The sequence below is a fragment of the Alteromonas sp. HB246098 genome (assembly GCF_054890645.1).
This window is the reverse complement of sequence record NZ_JBTZUG010000002.1, coordinates 91,063-111,698: the sequence shown is the minus strand read 5'-3', so window position 1 is coordinate 111,698 and position 20,636 is coordinate 91,063. Positions and strand designations below refer to the sequence as shown.

Here is a 20,636-nt window from a genome sequence, read left to right as displayed (position 1 = left end):
CTTTTAAAACTGCGTAACGAATTACTCTTCGTCGATGCTGTTTTCGTAGCCTTCAGCGTCTAGTAGACCTTCTACTTCAGCCGCATCGTCAGCTTTAATTTTGAATAGCCAACCGTCACCGTACGGGTCAGAGTTAACTAGTTCTGGTGAATCTTCTAGGTCTTCGTTAATCGCTACAATTTCACCTGAAATTGGCGCGTAAACGTCAGACGCTGCTTTTACCGATTCAGCAACACATACGTCGTCGCCAGTGCTTACTGCGTCGCCAACATCTGGCAAATCAACGAAAACCATGTCGCCAAGTAAGCCTTGTGCGTGCTCAGAAATACCTACAGTGAAAACACCGTCACCTTCAGGGCGAACCCATTCGTGCGTAGCGGCATAGCGTAAATCAGTTGGGATGTTGCTCATAATCGTTCCTGTTATTCTCTGTTAACTTTTGGGGCCTAGTAGCTATTGGCCTTATAAAACACTTTTTCCATTGCGAACAAAGGAGGGCTTAACCACTTTTACTGTAACCCACTTTTTGCGCATTTCCACTTCTACTGTTTCACCAACATCACGTGGTACTCGTGCCATCGCGATTGAGTGACCTAGAGTTGGAGAGAACGTACCTGAAGTAATAACGCCTTCGCCGCTTTCTGTTTTCACTTTAAGACCGTGACGCAGCACGCCTTTTTCAGTCATCACCAAGCCTACTAGCTTGTCGGTACCTGCTTCGCGCTGCGCTTCTAGTGCTTTACGCCCTACGAAGTCACGATCAGCCGGTTCCCACGTAATTGTCCAGCCCATGTTAGCCGCTAGTGGTGATACGGTTTCATCCATATCTTGGCCGTACAGGTTCATGCCTGCTTCTAGGCGAAGTGTATCGCGAGCACCCAGGCCGCATGGCTTAACGCCCGCGTCTAGTAGTGCTTGCCAGAAGCTTTCAGCTTGTTCTGCAGGCACCATAATTTCGTAACCAGCTTCACCGGTGTAACCTGTGGTAGCGATAAACAAGTCTTCTGCTTGTACGCCAAAGAATGGCTTCATGCCTGCTACCGCTTCTTTTTGCGCTGCGCTGAAAAAAGTGGCTGCTTTTTCTTTTGCGTTAGGGCCTTGAACGGCAATCATGGCAAATTCAGGGCGCTCGGTGATGGTTACGTCAAAGCCTTCTGCTTTGCTCATTAACCAGTTCATGTCTTTTTCGCGCGTTGCTGAGTTAACCACTAAACGATAGTTAGTTTCGTCGAAGTGATAAACGATAAGGTCGTCTACAACACCGCCTTCTTCGTTTAGCATGCCGCTGTATAGCGCTTTGCCTTTGTCTTTTAGTTTTGCCACGTCGTTGGCTAAAAGGTACTGAAGATACGCTTTGGCTTGCGCGCCTTTTACGTCAACAATGGTCATGTGAGACACATCAAACATGCCAGCGTCTTGACGCACAGCGTGATGCTCTTCAATTTGTGAACCATAGTTAATTGGCATATCCCAGCCGAAGAAATCGACCATTTTCGCACCGGCTTCTAGGTGCTTTGCGTGTAGGGCGGTGGTACTAGACATTCCACTTACTCTTTTTAATTTGAAAGGTAGAAAACGAAATTGAGTATAGTGAGCTAACGTTTGTGCAACAAATTGGAAATTTTTATCAATACATTTAAAAAGCAAATGTATTCTTAGGAATGCATGAGAAAAGCAAATATGTAAGCGTTTACCGTGCTTTGAGATAGCTTAACGAAGATCGCAGCCACGACTATCGAACCTGAAAAAACTTAATATTTGATGGTGTTTAGAACGGAGAATTGCGATTTAGTACCCAGCTTTTTTGAAACGTTGCCGAATGCTTGCTGCGCAATTGTTGAGGGCGTTGTAAGAAATGTTTAAATACTGATTAGTAGCCTGTTGTAAGTTGTTCGATAGCAAGTGTGCTAAACGCACACCTCACCATTTTGCCAAACGTTTGCAAGTGCGTTGTGTTCGCTTAGCTCTACAAAGTTCGCCCGCTGCCCCACTGCAATGCTGCCTAATGTCTCGTTAATCCCCATAAACATAGATGGTGTTGCACTTGCCATATAGCTCGCTTCTTCTAGCGAAATTCCGATGTCGTTAACGCAATTAATAACCGCGCCGTGCATGTCTAAGCAGCTTCCGGCAAGGGTGCCATCAGGTGTAGTAAGTTTGTTTCCAACACGAGTAATATGCGTATTGAAAAAGTCTACAACGTCTTCATCAGCACCTACATGGGCCATTGCATCGGTAACCAGCATTAATTGTGATGGCCCTTTGGTTTTAAAGGCCAGCTCAACCGCTTTAGGGTGCAAATGCTGATGATCAACAATGATGCCGCAGGTGTTATTGCTTAAAAGCGCTGCGCCAACCATGCCAGGTTCACGAGACGTAAACGGCGACATAGCGTTGTATAAATGAGTAAACCCAGTCGCGCCTGATTCAATCGCCTTTTCAACCACATCAAACGGCGCATTAGAGTGCCCTAGCGCTACAATAACACCTTGGTTTACCAAGTCTCGAATAACATCACACGAAGTATTTTCTGGCGCTACGGTAATCATTACCTTGCCAAGATCTTTTCGGGTATAAGTGGCAAGCTCTCTGTCGGTAAGCGGGCGAATATATTTCGAAAGATGTACGCCTTTTTTCTCAACGCTTAAATGCGGCCCTTCAAAGTGAATACCTTCAACACTTGGGTGGCCACTTTCTATTGCTTCACTTACCGCATTGGCAGCGCTTTCTATGGTTGCTATGTCATCGGTAATAAGCGTGGGGAATAATGTGGTGGTACCAAACTTACAATGGGCTTTGGCCATTATTTCTATACTTTTAAACGTTGGTGCGTGATTAAACATAACGCCACCGCCGCCGTTCACCTGTGTATCTACATAGCCAGGAATAAGTCTGTTAGACACGCGCTCAGAAATTTCTTCACGCTGCTTTTGTGAATCAGAAAGTGCTTCGATGTGAGTAATTACGCCCTCTTTGATCTTGAGTACTTGGTCTTTTTCCCACTTACCTTTTATCAAAACGTTTTCGGCTAAAATTGTCTTCATCATTGCGCTTTCATTTTCCTAATTACGTGCGGTTGTAGCAGTGTTTTGTTTGCTGCTTATAACGTTGAGTTTTTTTCGTCGCTTGTCTCATTACTTGCATCGAAATTTGCCGCGTGAAATATGCATTACGTCTTTGCGGCAATTGGCAGCTACAGGCCATCATAAAATGCTTGAGCATATTTGATAGCGCCCTGCTCTGGCGATAACTCACATGCTTGCAAGCGGGAACGTGTTTTCTCAGAAAAGTACGGTACATACACATCGCTTAACCCACCTATTAAAGCAAGGTTATACCCGTTTTCGCCTAAAAGCCGCTGTGCCATAGTTTCCAAGTATTCCGCCCCTTCTTTAAAGATGCATGTCACTTGGCTATTACCTTCATTCAAAAGTGGCAGCATACAGGGTACTAAACTCGCGTAATGATGAGTGTTAAACCCGGCGCACTTAGCCACTATGCTGTCAGCGTTCGTTGTGCCTAGTTCCGCACATACTGTTTTTGCTAGGTCGTCTTTGCTTCGAATGTTATCTATACATAGTAAGGTGTGCTGAATAGCTTTTAAACCCAGCCAAGCGCCACTGGCAAAGTCACCAACAGGAAAACCGTGGCCACCCAAGTCTGTAAACTTACCCTCGTTAAATACGGTGCCAGCCGACCCCGTACCCACAATAATTACCGCTCCCGGCTTTCCATTATGAGCACCTACACAGGCAGCATGTAAATCACTTAGAATATGAAGCGAGTGAAAGGGATGCGCCCAGGTTTCAAAGCGAGCTTTTGCGGTACTGATATTCGCGCCTGCAAGCCCAGCTGCTACTACACACTGTGATAGCATAATAGGCGTTAGTTGTACGTCGCTACTTTGTGAAGCAAGTAAGGTATTAGCAGATTCTATAGCCTTTTCTACTCCATCCATTATGGATGCTTTTGCTAGCGTTTCATCACGCATTATATTAGCCGGGCCGCTAATGCCCTCACCTATCTGCGTGCCGTTCTTGTCTTGTAAAATAACTCTGCATTTGGTGCCGCCGCCGTCTATGCCAATAAAATACAGATCAGAGTTCATTTACGTTCTCGCAGATTAAGTAAGTGGTTAATTTAACTCGCCAATTTAAATGCTCAGATTTAATAATTCCATTAACTCACTATCGAAAGCAGGTAAAAAGTAGAGTGCGTGATATTACCGTAAAGTACTGATTACCCGAAGCGTAAAATTACTGTAGTGAATTCAGGCTAGGTTGTTTAAACATACGGGCTTTCGCTCGTTTTCATTTGCAAATATAATCATGGCAAGCACATACATTAGAAATACTGATAAATATGAAGCAGCTTTCTTTAGACACGCTACGCACCTTTGTAAGCGTTATCGAGCTTGGCGGTTATGCCAAAGCGGGTGACTTTTTGGGGCGCTCTCAACCTGCTATCAGTTTGCAAATTAAAAAGCTTGAATCACAGCTAGACAGAAAGCTGTTTACCAAGGTAGGTCAACGTCATGTGCCTAGCGCCGACGGCAACTGGCTTTACCCGAAAGCCAAAGAGCTACTAGAGCTTAACGACAACATTTTTAGAAGCCTTACTCCTGCGCCACTAAGCGGTAGATTACGCTTGGGCATTCCCAACGAATTTGCTTCTACCTTGTTGCCAGGCTTAATTGGTGAATTCTCGAAGCGCTACCCAGATGTATCGTTAGAAGTAACGTCTGCGCTAAGTCGTGACCTGCTTCACCCGTCTCAGCGAGATCACTTCGATTTAATATTAGCCTTGGTGAACCCAGATGAACAAACCGAGGGCGAAGTAGTAATAGAAGACGATGTGGTGTGGGTAGGTGATACCTCTCACCCGTTGGTAGGAAATAATATCCCATTAGTGCTAGCGCCAGATGGCTGTATGTACAGAAGCCGAGTAATTGAACAGCTAAAACAGCAAACCTTCGCCTGGAAAATTAGCTACACCAATGCCGATTTGGGCGGGCTTGTGGCTGCTATTCAACAAGGCCTTGGCGTGACTGCATTGGCGAAGTCGAGCTTACCGGCAAATTTAGCGGTGCTGAACCACCCGCACCTGCCTAAGTTAGGCAAGGTCAACATCTGCCTATTTAACCAAGACACCCAACACCCCGTTATCAGCAAAACACTCGCCGAATTCTTTAAAGTACGCCTAACGCAATAAGAGCTGGGGGGGCAGAGTACTTTTTCTGCCCCCCCATCCTTATGCTAATTAGTGTTAACCGTCACTTGTGATTGTGTCGATAAGCTCAGCAAGCACAGTTTCTGCTTTACTGGTTTCAACTTGGCAGGTACCCGCATTCATGTGACCGCCGCCACCATATTTCAAACACAGCTCACCCACATTGGTGTTAGAGCTACGATTAGTAATCGACTTACCTATCGCAAACACCACGTTCTGCTTTTTAAGCCCCCACATTTTATGGATAGAAATGTTGCAGTCTGGGTACATGGCGTAAATAACGAAGCGGTTCGTGGCGTAAATGGTCTCTTCTTCAGTTAAATCGAGTACCACAAGGTTATCGTGTACGGTAGAGCACTTAGCTATCTGTGCCTTCGCCATTTCATTGTGCTCGTGATACAAACTTACGCGCTCAGCCACATCTTCCATTTGCAGTATTTCTTCAATACTGTGGTCTTTACACGCATCTATCAGCTTCATCATTAGCTGGTAGTTAGAGATTTTAAACTCTCTAAAACGGCCAAGCCCAGTACGCGCGTCCATAATGAAATTCATAAGCACCCAGTCGGTAGGCTCTAAAATTTCTTCTTTTGAAAACTGCGCTGAGTCGCCTTTATCTACCGCGTCCATCATATCTACTGAGATATTTGGGAATTTCTCGGCTCCGCCATAATAGTCATACACTACTCGAGCAGCTGACGGTGCTTCTGCATCGATAATATGATTCTCGATATTGCTAGCATTTCGCACGGTTTCACTAAGGTGATGATCAAAGGCTAAATGGCAGCCTTCAACGTAAGGCAAGTTAGTTGTAATGTCGTTCTCAGTGATGTCTATTTTGCCATCCTGCATGTCCTTAGGATGCACAAATAAAATATCATCAATCATATCTAAGTCTTTCAGTAAGACTGCGCATACTAGCCCGTCAAAATCACTTCGGGTAACTAATCTAAACTTTCGTTCTGACATCACGTGTTTCCTTTATTAACGATTATCAAGTAAGTGTAACAGCTAGTAAAAATTTTGAGAGATTACCTATACAGAATTTAATCACTTAATAGATAAACTCGACGAAAGTATATATAACAGTTTGATTACTCAGATGTTTACTTACTTCACTATTGTTAAAGGCAATTAGAAGATAAGCGACTGACCTTGTGTGGCTAGTATAAAATTAAAGCCTAATTTATTAGCCTGCTTTAGCTCTTTTGATATAACAGAGCGTGGGTTTTCTCCTGCTTTTAAACTGTATTTGATGTGGCTTATCACGATGTTTATGTCTGAAACCTGACTTTTATCTTCGAATAGTTCGTAAAAGCGAGTCAGCTCTTGTATTAACCACTTAGGCGTAAGGTGTCCGAATAACAAATTGTCAGGGCGACTGTTATCAAACGACACCTCAATAACCATACCTCTTAAAGTCTTCTTTCGCATTTGCTGTGCTAGATAGCGCCATATTACGCCCAGCTTGCCTTCTTTCTCGACATCGTCCGGGCCAGTATCACCGAAATAAACAAACATATCGTTGTCACTTTCAATAACGAAAGCAGTCGATTCTAAGGGGTGACTTAAACTAAAAGGCGTTACCGTTAAATTGGTGCCTTCAATAGCAGTGGTATGTTGCGGAGCCAAGTCGACAACATCGTATTTATTTAGCTTTGGCTCCATTCCTCGATTGGTAAAGTTTGCCCATGCCTGCCAATTGAAATAGGTCGCCCCCATGGTGTCGTTTACTGACTTTAGGGCATAGATGGGTTTATTGTTGTCATCTGGTGAAGCTATGAGTAACCCGGCTACATGATCTAGGTGACCATGGCTAATGAGGTATGCAGCAACGTGGTTATGCAGTACATTGCCGTTGGCTCGCAGGTTATCGTCGGGCTTGCTTTTTAAACTATCAAAAGCCCCTTCTTTCAACGCAACATCAATACCATTAACTATGCTTCCTGCGTCTAAAGCAACGTAGCGTTCCTCTTCTAAACTTCGCAGTAGAAATGCGCTCAAATTGCCGTCTTTAATACCACCAGTATCGCCTAATGTAATAAGTTGAAATGCAGGCTCTACGCTGCTTTCACTTGCTTTAATGGCAGTGTTATATTCCGTTGCACTGTCATTCGTTGAAATTGTGCTGCAAGCGCTTATCGCTGAGACAATCAAAAAACCAAATATATATTTCAAAACTTCATTATCTCCACACAGAATGTCTGTTTTTTGGGCCTTTGAAAGCTGAGCGAAAAAAAGGATAAATCACAGAAAATCAAGCCCACATCACCATAATAGCGGCAGCGCCGATTAAGAGCAGCCCAATAATTTCGCGCTTTGTAACTGCGTTTTTTAGCCAGTAATGTGAAAGCACCAAAGTAAGCAAAACCTCTAGTTGCCCCAGCGTTTTCACTAGCGCCACATGCTGTAGCGCCATGGCAGTGAACCAGCATATAGAGCCTAAACAGCTTACTGTACTTATAGCTAGCACCTGCTTTTTAGCGCTCACTAGTTGCTTAAACACGAAGGGTTTGGTTAGCGCAATATAGCCACTTAAAGCTACCGCCTGAACGCATAGCACCCATAATAGAACCCAAGCTGCGGCTACTGTATGTTGAATGTTGAGCATATGGCTAGCCTCGCGCACTAGCAATGACGTGAGAGCAAAACAGGTACCGCAAGCTAGACCGATAACCATGGTTTTCAAACTAATGCCTTGAAGCCTGTTACCACTGCTTAATACAAATACAGCGACACCGCCTATGACTATTCCTACCCAACCAAGGGGCGTTAAGTAACTGCCAAAAAAGAGCATGCCTACTACGCCAGCCACTAAGGCTTCACTTTTTGCCAAGCCTGCTCCAATAGCGAAGTTCTTTTGCTTAAACAAAATCACCATTAAAGAAGTGGCCGCTATTTGAAACAGTGAAGCATACAAGATCACTGTGATAAATGAGCCCGTAAATTGCGGCAGCTGGCTGGCACTGCTGCTATAGAGTATAAGCAAATAAACAAGGGCTATGGGCGGGGCCAAGATAAAGCGTGATAACGTAACACCAGAGGTATTAACGGCACTACTTAGTTTGCTTTGCAGCGCATTACGCACGGTTTGCATGATTACCGCGCCCAATGTGAATAAGACCCAACTCATTAGCGTCGCTTTACCTTTAAAGTCATTTTACTAGCTGCCGTTTAAGCGTTTTTATTTGGTAGTGGTTTCGCTACCAGATAACGCCTGTAGACGCTTTGCTTTGAAGTCACTTTCGCGCTTCCAATAAGGCCATATATCACCTTGAGCATAATGAGTAAGCATGGTCCCAATAAGAGATAGGTCTTGTTTTACGCCACCTAAGGTCCAGCTTGGAAGATAGTCATCATCGGCTTTATGGTAGCGCTTGGCGATAAAACTTGGGTCGGTATCGCCTAAGCTCATAAACAAAATAGAGGGTACGCCCTGTTTTGCGAGTGCGAAATGATCAGAGCGGAAGAACAGGCCATTTTGAGGGCGCGGATCCATCTTAACGGTCCGCCCCTGTAGCGCTGCTGCCGTCGCTAAATCATCTTCAATAGATAAATAGCCTTCGCCATACTGCAAGATATAATCAACATCATCGTTTACATTCATGCCGTCGATATTTAAAAACGCTACCATGTTCTTAGTAGGTACAGGTGGGTTATTTGCAAAATAATCAGCGCCCAACAGCCCTGTTTCCTCTGCGGTAAACGCGCTAAACATTAGCGTACGCGAAAAGCCTTCTTTGTTCTTTGAAAGCGAATCTGCCAGCGTTAGCACTCCAGCGGTGCCAGACGCATTATCTACCGCACCATTGTAAATAGTAGTCTTGCCGTTCTTCTCTACTTTACCAAGGTGGTCCCAATGAGCGTGCAGCATTACCCACTCTTCTGGCTTTGAGGTGCCTTCTAAAATACCGGCAACATTCTGCGATTCAGCATGCTCAATAACATTGTCGAACTTCAGAAATGCTGAGATGTTTAAGGAGATAGGTATAAAGCCAGGCTTGGATGCTTTTCTTTTAAGCTCGCCGTAATCTAAGCCTGCTTTTTCAAAAAGCTCCCTGGCAGCGTTAAGATGAAGCCACCCCATTACGCCTACTTGTGACGCATTATTGTTGTCATCGACTAGGCTAAACTTAGTATTAGAATTTGAGTTTTCAACAACGCCCCAGCCGTAGCCAGCAGGCATGGTTTCGTGAACAATGAAAACAGCTTCTGCGCCTTGCCTAGCGGCTTCTTCGTATTTGTAAGTCCAACGACCATAATAGGTCATGGCATTGCCTTGAAACAAATTTGGATCTTTAGAAGCAAAACCTGGGTCGTTTACCAGCATCACGACCGTTTTACCTTTTACATCAAGGCCGGCGTAATCATTCCAGTTATACTCGGGCGCATTTATACCGTACCCCACAAAAATCAAATCACTATCAGTGAGTGAGTATTCATTTACTATACGTTGTGTTCGTGCAGTAAACTCATTTCCCGCTTCAAAAGAAAGGTCGCCAATGCTTAATGAACTCATATTGCTAGGTGTAATTTTCGCGAGCGGCACAGCTTGCGTATAGCTGTCACCAAAAGCTGGTTTTAGCCCTAATTTTTTATACTCTGATACCAAGTATTCTACGGTTTTCTTCTCGCCTTTTGATAACGGCCCTCGCCCTTCGAACTCATCACTTGCTAGTGTTTTTACATGCTCGCGATAAATATCTAAATCGATAGAAGCGTTATTCAGTGACATCTCTACGTTTTTTGCTTTAGCCGACGAAGGCTCGACCGAGGTCAAACTGGAAGTAGTGACGTCAGCATTCGCCGAACCAGTAAGTAAAGTAGAAGTAAGTAGAGACGCTGCGCATGCAAAGGAAAAGGCGCGATAAGGTTTGCACAAGAAAGTAAACATAAGCCATTGGTAGAAATAAAAAAGGATACCGAAGAGTATCCTTTACCGCTGACTATCTCAATGCCAAGAACGCAAGAATGGGGTTTAAAGGCCCATGGCGTGGCTGACGAAAGCGTTTTTGATAGTTGTGAGTTTGTCGGTGGCTGAAAGCCCTATGCCGCGTACTAGTTTTTTGAGGGGGTCGTTGCCGTCGAATAAGAATTTGAAGCCATCCATTGCTGCTATCATTTTCGTGGCTTCTGTTTTACGGCTTCGCTCGTAGCTGCGCAGGTGCTTATATAAACCTATGTCTTTACCGGCAGCACTCAGGCTACTTAACGACTCAGCCAGCGCTAATGCGTCTTGCATTCCCAGATTTGCTCCTTGCCCAGCTAGCGGGTGAATAGTATGAGCAGCATCGCCCACCAGAACTACCCCATCTTTGGCCCATTGCCTTGCATAGCGCATGGTTAATGGAAACGCGGCGCGCTCGGTTTCAAGCGCTATAGTGCCTAGAACACTATTACTTGCGGCAGTTAAAGCGTGACAAAAAGCGTCGTCATCCAGTGCCATTAGCGCGCTTGCTTGCTCCGGCGTTTGCGACCACACAATTGAACAGACATTCGGTTCGGCCATTGGAAGTAGCGCAAGTGGGCCAGTTGGCGTAAACGCTTGGCGTGCCACATTGTTGTGTGGCTCATCGGTTTTGATATTAGCGACTATGGCCGTATGCTCATAATCTTTAAAGGTAATTGGCAGGCCAGCCTGCTTTCTTACAAAAGAGTTGGCACCGTCTGCGCCAACAAGCAATCTGCAACTTAGCACGTCGTCGTTATCTAACATCAGCATGGTTTGATTAGGGCCAGCGAGTACCCTTTGAATACCCGCAGTAATCAACTCTACATTAGGCTGCGATTCCACAGCTTTAGACAGTGCATTTACTAACGCTTGGTTCTCTACAATTACCCCTAGGGTTTCGCTACCCATTTCGTCACATGAAAAATATATATCACCAAAACTGTCTTTGTCCCACACATGCATAGCGGTGTACGGGTTGGCGCGGTCTTGCTGTAAATGAAGCCACACACCAAACTGTTGCAGCGCTTTAATATTAGCTTGATTGATTGCGCTAACACGCGCCGTTGGCTTATCTGCAAGCACCTGATAACAAGGCGTCTTATCAATAACCGCTATATTTAGTTCACTGTCTTTTAACGCTGCGGCTAGGGTTAACCCTACAATTCCACCGCCCACTATTGCTATATCAACATGCTGCATTGTTATCTCTATTTCCGTGTGGTGTTTCGCCATAACCTGTTGTGTGCTTTACGAAGGTTTTCTTCGCTTGCGGCATCATACTTAATGCAAGTAAGGAAACGTTTCGGCCTATGACGGTAGGAAAATACTGGTTGGAGAAAGTTCGCACTAGGGTATCGGTAAGCGCAATCGTGTTGTCTCGGTCTTTCCTACGCTGGTTCGCATAGCGCTGAACGATATTAAATGCCCCAGCGTCAAAGTGGTTAGCACCACCTTTCGCTTGTGTTTCTTGATTGCTGTCTTGCTTTGAAATTGGCGACATAGAGAGCAGAGATACAGTACTTTTCAGTACAGAAACGAGTGCACTCAAATCGCGTAAGCCCAAGTTGAACCCCTGCCCCGCTATAGGATGTAGCGCCTGCGCAGCGTTCCCCACCACTACCGTTCGGTGGCTGGTAACTTGCTGGGCTTTAGTAAGTGCCAATGGATAGCTAGCCGTATTACTCACTCTTAATATTTTGCCCTGACGATAACCGAAAGCTTGTTGAAGCACGTTAACAAACGACGCTTTATCCATTTCCATAAGTGCTTTAGCGGCTTGTGTTTCCAACGTCCATACCACTGAAAAACCATTGCCATTTGCTTTTACGCCGTTAATTTCACTATCAAAGGGTAGAAAAGCAAGGGGGCCAGAATCAGTAAAGCGTTCGTACGCTTTGTTTTCATGAGGCATTTGCGTATGCACGTTAAATACGATGGCGGTTTGGTGATAATCACTGACTGTTTTGGCAATACCCACACGCTCGGCTAAACCTGAACGCCCACCATCTGCAAGTATCAGTAGCTTAGTGGTTATCACATCCCCGCTATCTAGCAACACGTCTACATTGTCACGGTGCTGCTCAACACCGGTCACTTTTGCTGGCGCTATATGTTGATACGCAGTACTCGCATTTGCAGCAAGGCGCGTTAGCGCGCTTAAACTTACCACCTGGCCAAACGCGTCGATGTGATAATCTTGGCTATGCAGATTTAAAAGGCCGAGGTGGCCCTTATCACTCACTTCTATCTGCTTTATTTTAGGAGGCAGTTCGCCGTTGTGCTGCTTGGCTAAGTCGTCAAGGCTTAAACCAACCTCAGCTAGTTCGTTAACCGTACGTCTTGCTAACGCAATAACTCGTGTATCGGTAAACGGGTTGAAATCATTGTGAGAGGGTGCCGTTTCTTTTGGGTCTGCAGCATCAATAAGTGCAACACTTAATCCGCATTTTTTACCTTCGGGCGTTTCAATAGAAATGTTTTCACCAAGCGCTTTAGCAAGCACGGTTCCTACAATCCCACCACCGATAATAACTACATCAACCGCTGCCGATTCCACTATATTTGTCTTCCCGTCGCTCTAGCTTTAGCGCTTTTTATTGTTTTAGTTTTTCGCCATTAGTGATTCGATTTCGTCAATCTCTTTAGGCACGTCGGATGTCAAAATATCCACACCCGATGCTGTGATGACCACGTCATCTTCTATGCGAACACCTATACCCTTGTATTTATCGGGTGCTGCACTGTCTTGACTGATATAAATACCCGGCTCTACCGTTATAACCATTCCTGGCTTTAATGGTCGGTCTTGGCCGTCTATTTTGTAGTTACCTACGTCGTGCACATCTAGCCCCAAGAAGTGACCTAACCCGTGCATATAGAACTGGCGCCAGCTTTCGTTCTCTAAGTTTTCTGCCACACTACCCTCTAATACACCAAGGTCAACTAAACCTTCAGTAATAATTTCTGCGCTGTGTAGCATTGCCTCAGAAAGCGTGACACCGGGCGCTAACATATCCAATACACTTTTTTGCGCTTTCAATACAACACTGTAAATTTCACGCTGGGCGTGACTAAACTTACCGTTTGCAGGAAATGTTCGGGTAATGTCCGCAGCATAGCCTTGATATTCTGCGCCTGCGTCGATCAAGATCAAATCACCGTCACTAACCTGCGCGCTGTTTTGTGTGTAATGCAAAATACAGGCATTGTCACCGCTTCCTACAATAGTGCTGTACGCAGGCGAACGCGCGCCAGCCATAGCAAACTCATGGTGAATTTCGGCTTCTAGTTGATATTCAAAGCAGCCAGGAGAAGCAAACTGCATAGCGCGTTTGTGGGCTCGGGCACTGATTTCCCCCGCCGCTTTCATCATTGCCACTTCACAGGCAGACTTAAACAGTCGCATTTCATGCAGTTGGGGGCGTAAATCGTGTACCGCGCAAGGCGCTAATGATTCTTTTGGCGCTTCACGCAAAGTATTTAAAGCTTCAGTAAATAATCGGTCGTGACTTTGGTTATGACCTAAAGCGAAGTAAACATTGTCTTGCCCTTGAATGGACGCCAACAAAGCTTCTTCTAATTCATGTGTTTCAAACGCTTCATCTAGGCTAAAGCGAGAGAGCGCAGCTTCAGCACCAAGGCGCTTACCGTGCCAAATTTCAGCGCTTTTGTCTTTTTCCTGAACTACCATTGCACGATAGCTCTCGCCGTAGCGAGGATGATTAGACAATATTAACCATGCATCAGGCTCTTCAAACCCCGTTAAATACCAAAAGTCGCTGTCTTGCCTGAAGGTATATTCGGTATCTCGGCTTCGCGTTACCAGCCCAGCGGCAGGTACTATACATACACTGTTTGGTTGGCACTGCGCCAATAGCCTGTCTTGTCTGGCAATAAACTCTTGAGCGCTAATCATAAACTAGAAAACCCTAACTAATTCACTGTGAAGTGAGCCGCTTAAACAGCTGCTACTTTTAACTTTCCCTAAGTACTAGTGTACGGATGGCGTGTCTTGTTGATCATCAAGAAGTGATTGACCAAGTTCACTGAAGCATAAAATAGCTGAGATTTTCACGTATTCTTCTACTTCAAAGAGCGCTTTTTCAGATTCTTCATCAGCATCCATCGGCTCTTCCATACGAGAAATATCTGAGAAGTCTTCAAGCGCTTCTTTAACATCGTCAGAACACTGCACAAGGTCCTGCTGATGTAAACCGAAACCAAGCATAAAACCCTGCACCCAGTTGATTAGCGCAGCGCCGCGGTCGTTAATAGGCGCTTGGTCTTCTGGAAGCAACAAGCTAAGCGCAAATTCAGGCTCTAATAACTGCTGGCAGGTTTGATTGAAAAGCGTATTGAGAAGGTGTTGAGTTTGGTCGCTGAACGCATCACCTTGGTTGATGGTTTCGCTAAGGGCTTCAAGCCACTTTTGATCGGTAAGCGACATGCCACCGCAAAGCATTCCGGTTAGAATGCCGTGTACTTCTGCCGCATCTACAATGATACCTTGCTGTGACAATTTATTAGTTACGCTATCGTAATCGAGCTGTTTTTCCACGATTCGTTCTCTTTATTTAAGATGAGTTGAGTTTTCACAGCCCTTTTTTGATTTCGGCCGTTACTCCGTGATGGCGTTAATACTAGCAAAAATCAATATACAAAGCCCACTTTTGGCAATTTACCGTGCAGTGTTTGAACAGTGCATTTATAGTAAAGATTATACTTTGTACAACGAACTCATACATTGTTTACTGACTGTTCAAACAACCGCGAATTGGCGTTAATTTAACGAAATGAGCGCTGCTATCCCTAGCAACGAACGCATAATTAATCTAAGATCACCATTGTTGGATACGGAATTCCTCTCGCAGCAGTATTTAAAAGTCTTGTAAGTTTGTAACTAAATTAGCTGTTTGGTTATTATTGAGCTTATCTTATATGCGTGTATAATTGCTGACCAATTGGTCAAGAAAATAGTATTTTTTTACCGCTTTTATATTCACCACGCAAAAATAGTTATAAAGCGCGTTAGGTGATCCTCTTCACTGGATCTCGCGTTTGTTATACCCTGTTGCGTTAATACAACAACAATGTTTCCTGGGATGTTTGCTAGTTCATTCATGTCCCTGGCCGATGCTTTAAACCTAGGAAGTTGAAACAGCTGCTATTGTGCAAGCTCGACGCGTATCGAGAAGCCTACGGCAATTGTGATTCTTCCGCCCTGAACTTTTCGGTTCACGGGCGAAACATGGACAGCGGCATTCTGGGAAGCGCCCTCTTTCGACGGAAGAAGAAATGGCAATAATAAATTTTGGCTCTATAAATATTGACCACGTTTATCAGGTAGATCACTTTGTGCAACCTGGAGAAACGTTGGCCTCAACCCATTACCAAACACTACTAGGTGGTAAGGGTGCAAACCAGTCGATTGCTTTAGCGCAAGCAGGTGCAGACGTACGTCACGTCGGCAGCATTCACGAAAACGACGCCTCTTTCAAGCAAGCCCTTATCAAAAAAGGGGTAGATTGCCGTGGTGTTAAGTGTTCAGAAGTTCCTTCTGGTCACGCTATCATTCAAGTTACGCCTAGCGGCGAAAATGCCATTGTGCTTTTTGGTGGTGCTAACCAAACCATTACAGCAAAAACGGTAATGCAAGCGCTAGACGATACCCGCCCTTCAGACTGGGTACTAACCCAAAACGAAACAAGCAGCATCGAAGAAGTACTTCGCCAAGCGAAGGAAAAACAGTTAAAGGTTGCCTTTAACCCTGCTCCTATGAGCGAGTCGGTTAAACAGCTACCACTAGAATGCGTCGATTTGCTTATTGTTAATGAAACAGAAGCGGCAGCTATAACTGGCAAAGAAGAATTTGAAGATATTGTGACAGTGTTCAAAGAACAATGGTCACACTGCGAAGTTATCATTACACTGGGTAAAGCAGGCGTAATGATGCTTCGTAAAGACGACGTCATAGAAGTAAACGCTTTTTCTGTAGATGCAGTTGATACAACTGCGGCAGGCGATACCTTTATCGGTTATTTCTTATCTGCCTACAGTAACCACACCGATGCTAAACAGGCGTTGCGTCGTGGCTGTGCCGCCTCAGCGATTGCAGTAACTCGTGAAGGCGCAGCACAGAGTATTCCAACACAAAAAGAAGTGGATCGTTTCTTAGCGAAACACGCCAACTAGCAAGACGCACTGAGAAAATTTGATGGCACATAAGATCATATTAGATACGGATCCGGGGATTGATGATGCAATGGCGATTTTTTTCGCTTTCCAATCTCCAGACATTGAAGTACTTGGTTTAACCACAGTTTACGGGAACGTTCCGGTAACAATGGCTGCGCAAAATGCGCTTACCCTTTGTGAAATTGCCGGTAAAGACATTCCTGTAACCAAAGGCGTAGGCATGCCGTGGGTAGGCCCTGAGTCTACCTATGCACACTTTGTGCACGGCGAACACGGTTTTGGTCATATAAAACCTGAAGCGCCTAAGACGGAACTAGACCCACGCAGCTCTGCGCAGTTTATCGTAGACATGGCGCGTAAGTACCCAGGTGAAATTACATTGGTGGCAATTGGCCCACTAGGTAACTTAGCCCTAGCCCTTCGCCTTGAGCCTGAGCTACCTAAGCTGGTTAAAGGCGTTAGCATCATGGGTGGCGCTGCGTTTGTACCTGGCAACGTTACGCCTGTAGCAGAAGCAAATATTTGGAATGACGCTCACGCGGCAGAAATCGTATTTGCGGCAGACTGGGAATTGACTATGTTTGGTTTGGACGTGACGAACTTCACGCCATTCTCGCCAGCTTTTGTTGAAAAACTTGAAGAGAAAAACAATACCCTTGGTGGCTTTGTGAAGGAAAGTGCTCAGTTCTACATGGACTTTTACTCGCAAAACCGTGAAGACCGCGTATGTTTCTTCCACGATGCATTCCCAATTGCTCACCTTCGTCACCCAGAGTTATTTGAACTGACTGAAGGCCACGTTCGCGTTGGTACTGGCACGCTGGACAGAGGCCAAACGGTGGTTGCGCCAACTGGTACAACACCTAGCCCACTTTGGAACGAAGCTAATACCATTAAAGTGGCAACTAAAGTTGACCATCAAAAACTGGAACAACTATTCGTAGACACCTACGCACTGTGATATGTTTAAGGGATTGTGAATATACAGTCCCTTTTTTATTTCTGCGTTAGGTTAATATAGATGGAAGCAGCTGCACTCCCTGAAAATGAAGATGAACGTCTTGCCGAACTACTCAGCTACGATGTCCTTGATACTGAAGCGGAGCAGCTTTTCGACGACCTTACCACGTTAGCTTCTCAAATATGCGAAACCCCCATTGCACTTATTAGTCTTATTGACCCTGACAGGCAGTGGTTCAAGTCTCGCGTTGGTCTAGATGCTGAAGAAACATCTCGCGAAATAGCCTTTTGCTCCCACGCTATTTTGCAAGAAGAAGTGTTTGAAATCCCTAACGCCACGTTAGACCCGCGATTCCATGACAACCCTTTAGTAACTGGTTCGCCAGATATACGCTTTTATGCAGGTGCGCCACTCATTACTCCCTCAGGCCACGCTATTGGTACGCTTTGCGCCATCGACCGCAAGCCTAGAACATTAACTGAAGCGCAAAAGACGTCGTTGCAGACATTAAGTAAATCAGTGGTAGCACATTTAGAGCTAAAGCGGAAAAACCGAGAACTTGAACGTACTAGCCAATTCAAGTCTGATTTCCTGTCCTACGTTAGCCACGAAATCAGAACACCACTTAACGCTATAAACACGTTCAGCCGTCTTCTTGAAGGCGAAGCTAAAAAGTTAGACTTACCCCCGTCATTTACCACTCCGCTTTCACATGTAAGCCAAAGCGGTGAACGGTTACTAGAAATTGTAAATTCGGTATTAGATATAAAGCAAATAGAAGCCGGTAAAATGCGCGTAATGGCACGGGCGGTGAGTACAAGCGACTTCTTTACACATCTGTTTTCGTTAACTAAGATTCGCGCCGAAGACAGCGGTATTACATTTTCCACCAGCATTGATAGTTCGGTGCCCGACTCGCTATTTTTTGACGACACTAAGTTTGGACAGGTTGCACTGAACTTGCTCTCGAACGCCATTAAATTTACCAATAAAGGTAAATCTGTAAAAGCGCAAGTAAAATACAAGGGTGGAAAAGTTATATTCAATGTCATAGATGAAGGCATTGGTATTAGCGAAGATGATCAAAAGCGACTCTTTGAGCCTTTCGAACGGATGGGTAACGCTCAAGAGATTAGTGGAACTGGCTTAGGCTTAAATATATCCAGGCGTCTTATCGAGCTTATGGATGGGACGATTAAAGTTAGCAGTAAATTAAATCACGGTACCCGCATAAGCGTAACCCTGCCCGCCGATGCGCTAAGTGCGAATCAGTTCGTTGAGGCACAACCACAGAGCTTTGTAGCACAAGTTAACATTGATAAATCTGCAAATGTATTAGTCGTTGAAGACCACTATATAAACCAGGTGGTTATTCAAACCTTGTTTGAAAAATTAGGTGTGGCGCTTTCTGTGGTAAGCACAGGTGAGGAGGGGGTTGAATACGCTAGAGCTAACCCTGTTGACTTAGTGCTAATGGACCTTAACTTACCCGGCATTCAAGGCGACGAAGCGACAGCACAGATAAAAGCTTATAAGCCAAGCTTACCTGTTGTAGCATTAACCGCTGACGTGATCACTGAGTCAGAGTATTTGCGAGAGCGAGGTCTTGATGACGTGCTAACCAAACCCATAGACAATATTGAGCTGGTTCGCGTGCTGAATCACTATTTAGGGCAGAAGAACCACTAACGGCCCTTCACGCCATGCAAGGTAGCCCAATATGCAAGTAAGCGTTTCACCAGAAAAACAGAAAGCTAGAGCCCAACTTCGCAAAAAGCTTCGCGAAGCGCGCCGTAGTTTACCTGACGAACAGCGTGAAGACGCTGCACAGTGCATCGCGGCCCAGCTAAACACCCTCCCCTTTGTTATGAGCGCAACTACTGTAGCCGGGTACTTGGTTAACGATGGCGAAGTAAACTTAAAATACTACATTGAATCAACTTGGCAGCACTTGCACAAAAAATTCGCATTGCCTGTGCTACACCCTGTATGCAAAGGGCACTTGCTTTTTTTATCTTATACCCCCGATTCTTTGTTAATTAATAACAAATACAACATAGAAGAGCCTGTATTGTCCTGTGAAGCCGTCATACCTGTTACACAATGCGATGTTATCCTTATGCCGCTAGTGGGGTTTGATACAAACGGAAACCGCTTGGGTATGGGTGGCGGCTATTACGACCGCACCTTAAGCTTTACACAACGCAAGTTAAATACTCAATCAGCCTTGAAACAGCATACTCCAAAATTGGTAGGTATCGCTCACGATGTGCAAGAAGTTGATGCCCTGCCCACTGCGCCGTGGGATGTACCGCTCGATGCTATAGTGACTCCTTCTCGCACACTTATATTCACTAAACCGTAATTTCACTATATCAAATTGAACCTATGAACTTATGGGTTCATGTTCACTTATAAGTTACACTTGCAAACATAATAAGTTGGAGAGTAACCATGGATCAGAACGAAAAAAAGCAAGCCGTAGCCAAAGCAGCCATCGACTATGTTGAAGCAGACAGTATTGTCGGTGTGGGTACGGGCTCTACTGTTAATTTTTTCATAGAAGAACTGGGCAAAATTAAGCACAAAATTGAAGGCGCGGTTTCAAGTTCAGAGGCATCTACCGAGCGTTTGAAAGCCTTGGGCATCGAAGTCTTCGAGTTAAATGAAGTTAGCAACCTTTCAGTTTACATTGACGGTGCCGACGAAGTCACTGAACACAAACATATGATTAAAGGCGGCGGCGCAGCTCTGACCCGCGAGAAGATTGTCGCGGGTGCCGCTACCACGTTCGTTTGTATTGTAGATGAAAGTAAGCGCGTGCCTGTTTTAGGTGACTTCCCACTTCCTGTAGAAGTTATTCCTATGGCTCGCTCTTTTGTTGCTCGCGAACTGGTAAAGCTGGGTGGCGACCCCGAGTACAGACAAGGCGTTGTGACAGATAACGGTAACGTTATTTTAGATGTCCACAATCTTGAAATACTAAACCCACGTGAGTTAGAGCAAAAAATCAATAATATTCCGGGCGTAGTAACTAACGGTATTTTTGCGCTACGTGGCGCAGATGTAGTGTTAAGTGCAACCGACAGTGGTGTTGAAACCTTTAAGTGATACGGGCGGCTTAACCGCCCACATTCCAGTGTTTTGTTGAAAAGCTAGGCAAAATACTGCTTTTAACTTAGCGTGTTTTCTGTTAATTTCCGTTTAGACGTCTAGATGTCTCAATTAATACTATTTTGCAGCTAGATGTTTATGTTGCTTAAGGTTATGAACCTTTATTATTAAAGCAATTAGCGTAAC

At 44.9% G+C, this 20,636-nt stretch carries 18 protein-coding genes and 1 other RNA gene; 7 read left to right on the top strand and 12 right to left on the bottom strand.

Features of this window, described 5'->3' with window-relative positions; all coding sequences use genetic code 11:
• Positions 1–21: 21 nt before the first annotated feature.
• The 4 genes from gcvH to ACYTPF_RS06385 form a co-directional block, all read right to left on the bottom strand.
• Entirely contained in the window at positions 22–411 is a 390-nt protein-coding gene (gene gcvH, locus ACYTPF_RS06400; protein WP_014950360.1) for a glycine cleavage system protein GcvH, read from the bottom strand.
• 51 nt (positions 412–462) lie between these two features.
• A complete protein-coding gene (gene gcvT / locus ACYTPF_RS06395) occupies positions 463–1,542 on the bottom strand; it encodes a glycine cleavage system aminomethyltransferase GcvT (RefSeq protein WP_461851594.1) in 1,080 nt (359 codons plus the stop codon).
• 365 nt (positions 1,543–1,907) lie between these two features.
• Positions 1,908–3,047 carry an N-acetylglucosamine-6-phosphate deacetylase gene (nagA, locus tag ACYTPF_RS06390; RefSeq protein WP_461851593.1) on the bottom strand — a complete coding sequence of 380 codons (1,140 nt, stop codon included), beginning with the start codon at positions 3,045–3,047 and terminating at the stop codon, positions 1,908–1,910.
• Positions 3,048–3,193: 146 nt separating this feature from the next.
• Entirely contained in the window at positions 3,194–4,108 is a 915-nt protein-coding gene (locus tag ACYTPF_RS06385) for a glucosamine kinase nucleotide-binding domain-containing protein (protein ID WP_461851592.1), read from the bottom strand.
• A gap of 254 nt (positions 4,109–4,362) precedes the next feature.
• On the opposite strand from ACYTPF_RS06385, the gene ACYTPF_RS06380 reads away from it, so the two are divergent.
• A complete protein-coding gene (locus tag ACYTPF_RS06380; RefSeq protein ID WP_025256097.1) occupies positions 4,363–5,211 on the top strand; it encodes a LysR family transcriptional regulator in 849 nt (282 codons plus the stop codon).
• Positions 5,212–5,265: 54 nt separating this feature from the next.
• Here ACYTPF_RS06380 and ACYTPF_RS06375 read toward each other — a convergent pair whose 3' ends face one another.
• From ACYTPF_RS06375 to ACYTPF_RS06340, 8 genes are all read right to left on the bottom strand, one after another.
• Positions 5,266–6,198, bottom strand: coding sequence for a DHH family phosphoesterase (locus ACYTPF_RS06375; protein WP_179984220.1), 933 nt, complete (start codon positions 6,196–6,198; stop codon positions 5,266–5,268).
• Between the two features lie 165 nt (positions 6,199–6,363).
• Positions 6,364–7,353: an MBL fold metallo-hydrolase gene (locus tag ACYTPF_RS06370; protein ID WP_461851810.1), complete on the bottom strand. Its 990-nt coding sequence runs from the start codon at positions 7,351–7,353 to the stop codon at positions 6,364–6,366.
• A 133-nt stretch (positions 7,354–7,486) separates the two neighbouring features.
• On the bottom strand, positions 7,487–8,362 hold the full coding sequence (locus ACYTPF_RS06365) for an EamA family transporter (protein WP_461851591.1): 876 nt from the start codon (positions 8,360–8,362) through the stop codon (positions 7,487–7,489).
• Positions 8,363–8,413: 51 nt separating this feature from the next.
• Positions 8,414–9,964, bottom strand: coding sequence for a M28 family metallopeptidase (locus tag ACYTPF_RS06360; protein ID WP_461851809.1), 1,551 nt, complete (start codon positions 9,962–9,964; stop codon positions 8,414–8,416).
• Between the two features lie 243 nt (positions 9,965–10,207).
• Entirely contained in the window at positions 10,208–11,380 is a 1,173-nt protein-coding gene (locus ACYTPF_RS06355) for an FAD-dependent monooxygenase (RefSeq protein WP_461851590.1), read from the bottom strand.
• Entirely contained in the window at positions 11,367–12,740 is a 1,374-nt protein-coding gene (locus ACYTPF_RS06350) for an FAD-dependent monooxygenase (RefSeq protein ID WP_461851808.1), read from the bottom strand. The genes ACYTPF_RS06355 and ACYTPF_RS06350 overlap by 14 nt, the downstream gene beginning before the upstream one ends.
• A gap of 42 nt (positions 12,741–12,782) precedes the next feature.
• The gene (pepP, locus tag ACYTPF_RS06345) at positions 12,783–14,096 is read right to left on the bottom strand and encodes a Xaa-Pro aminopeptidase (RefSeq protein ID WP_461851589.1); all 1,314 of its coding nucleotides are present in this window, start codon (positions 14,094–14,096) and stop codon (positions 12,783–12,785) included.
• Between the two features lie 75 nt (positions 14,097–14,171).
• Positions 14,172–14,738 carry a UPF0149 family protein gene (locus ACYTPF_RS06340; protein ID WP_179984225.1) on the bottom strand — a complete coding sequence of 189 codons (567 nt, stop codon included), beginning with the start codon at positions 14,736–14,738 and terminating at the stop codon, positions 14,172–14,174.
• A 533-nt stretch (positions 14,739–15,271) separates the two neighbouring features.
• Between ACYTPF_RS06340 and ssrS the strand changes: the two genes are divergently transcribed.
• The 6 genes from ssrS (at position 15,272) to rpiA (ending at position 20,447) form a co-directional block, all read left to right on the top strand.
• Positions 15,272–15,454: non-coding RNA, 6S RNA (ssrS, locus tag ACYTPF_RS06335), on the top strand.
• A gap of 21 nt (positions 15,455–15,475) precedes the next feature.
• Positions 15,476–16,372: a ribokinase gene (locus ACYTPF_RS06330; RefSeq protein WP_179984226.1), complete on the top strand. Its 897-nt coding sequence runs from the start codon at positions 15,476–15,478 to the stop codon at positions 16,370–16,372.
• Between the two features lie 22 nt (positions 16,373–16,394).
• A complete protein-coding gene (locus tag ACYTPF_RS06325) occupies positions 16,395–17,336 on the top strand; it encodes a nucleoside hydrolase (RefSeq protein ID WP_179984227.1) in 942 nt (313 codons plus the stop codon).
• A gap of 60 nt (positions 17,337–17,396) precedes the next feature.
• Positions 17,397–19,025 (top strand): ATP-binding protein, encoded by a 1,629-nt coding sequence (locus tag ACYTPF_RS06320; RefSeq protein WP_461851588.1) that lies wholly within the window; start codon positions 17,397–17,399, stop codon positions 19,023–19,025.
• A gap of 31 nt (positions 19,026–19,056) precedes the next feature.
• The gene (locus ACYTPF_RS06315) at positions 19,057–19,701 is read left to right on the top strand and encodes a 5-formyltetrahydrofolate cyclo-ligase (protein ID WP_461851587.1); all 645 of its coding nucleotides are present in this window, start codon (positions 19,057–19,059) and stop codon (positions 19,699–19,701) included.
• Positions 19,702–19,790: 89 nt separating this feature from the next.
• The gene (gene rpiA, locus ACYTPF_RS06310) at positions 19,791–20,447 is read left to right on the top strand and encodes a ribose-5-phosphate isomerase RpiA (protein WP_461851586.1); all 657 of its coding nucleotides are present in this window, start codon (positions 19,791–19,793) and stop codon (positions 20,445–20,447) included.
• Positions 20,448–20,636 lie beyond the last annotated feature (189 nt).

Coding starts and splice junctions, on each gene's coding strand:
- gcvT (WP_461851594.1), bottom strand. CDS start 1,542: ATGTCTAGTACCACCGCCCTACACGCAAAGCACCTAGAAGCCGGTGCG.
- pepP (WP_461851589.1), bottom strand. CDS start 14,096: ATGATTAGCGCTCAAGAGTTTATTGCCAGACAAGACAGGCTATTGGCG.
- ACYTPF_RS06330 (WP_179984226.1), top strand. CDS start 15,476: ATGGCAATAATAAATTTTGGCTCTATAAATATTGACCACGTTTATCAG.
- ACYTPF_RS06375 (WP_179984220.1), bottom strand. CDS start 6,198: ATGTCAGAACGAAAGTTTAGATTAGTTACCCGAAGTGATTTTGACGGG.
- ACYTPF_RS06325 (WP_179984227.1), top strand. CDS start 16,395: ATGGCACATAAGATCATATTAGATACGGATCCGGGGATTGATGATGCA.
- ACYTPF_RS06380 (WP_025256097.1), top strand. CDS start 4,363: ATGAAGCAGCTTTCTTTAGACACGCTACGCACCTTTGTAAGCGTTATC.
- ACYTPF_RS06355 (WP_461851590.1), bottom strand. CDS start 11,380: ATGCAGCATGTTGATATAGCAATAGTGGGCGGTGGAATTGTAGGGTTA.
- gcvH (WP_014950360.1), bottom strand. CDS start 411: ATGAGCAACATCCCAACTGATTTACGCTATGCCGCTACGCACGAATGG.
- nagA (WP_461851593.1), bottom strand. CDS start 3,047: ATGATGAAGACAATTTTAGCCGAAAACGTTTTGATAAAAGGTAAGTGG.
- rpiA (WP_461851586.1), top strand. CDS start 19,791: ATGGATCAGAACGAAAAAAAGCAAGCCGTAGCCAAAGCAGCCATCGAC.
- ACYTPF_RS06320 (WP_461851588.1), top strand. CDS start 17,397: ATGGAAGCAGCTGCACTCCCTGAAAATGAAGATGAACGTCTTGCCGAA.
- ACYTPF_RS06360 (WP_461851809.1), bottom strand. CDS start 9,964: ATGTCACTGAATAACGCTTCTATCGATTTAGATATTTATCGCGAGCAT.
- ACYTPF_RS06315 (WP_461851587.1), top strand. CDS start 19,057: ATGCAAGTAAGCGTTTCACCAGAAAAACAGAAAGCTAGAGCCCAACTT.
- ACYTPF_RS06385 (WP_461851592.1), bottom strand. CDS start 4,108: ATGAACTCTGATCTGTATTTTATTGGCATAGACGGCGGCGGCACCAAA.
- ACYTPF_RS06365 (WP_461851591.1), bottom strand. CDS start 8,362: ATGAGTTGGGTCTTATTCACATTGGGCGCGGTAATCATGCAAACCGTG.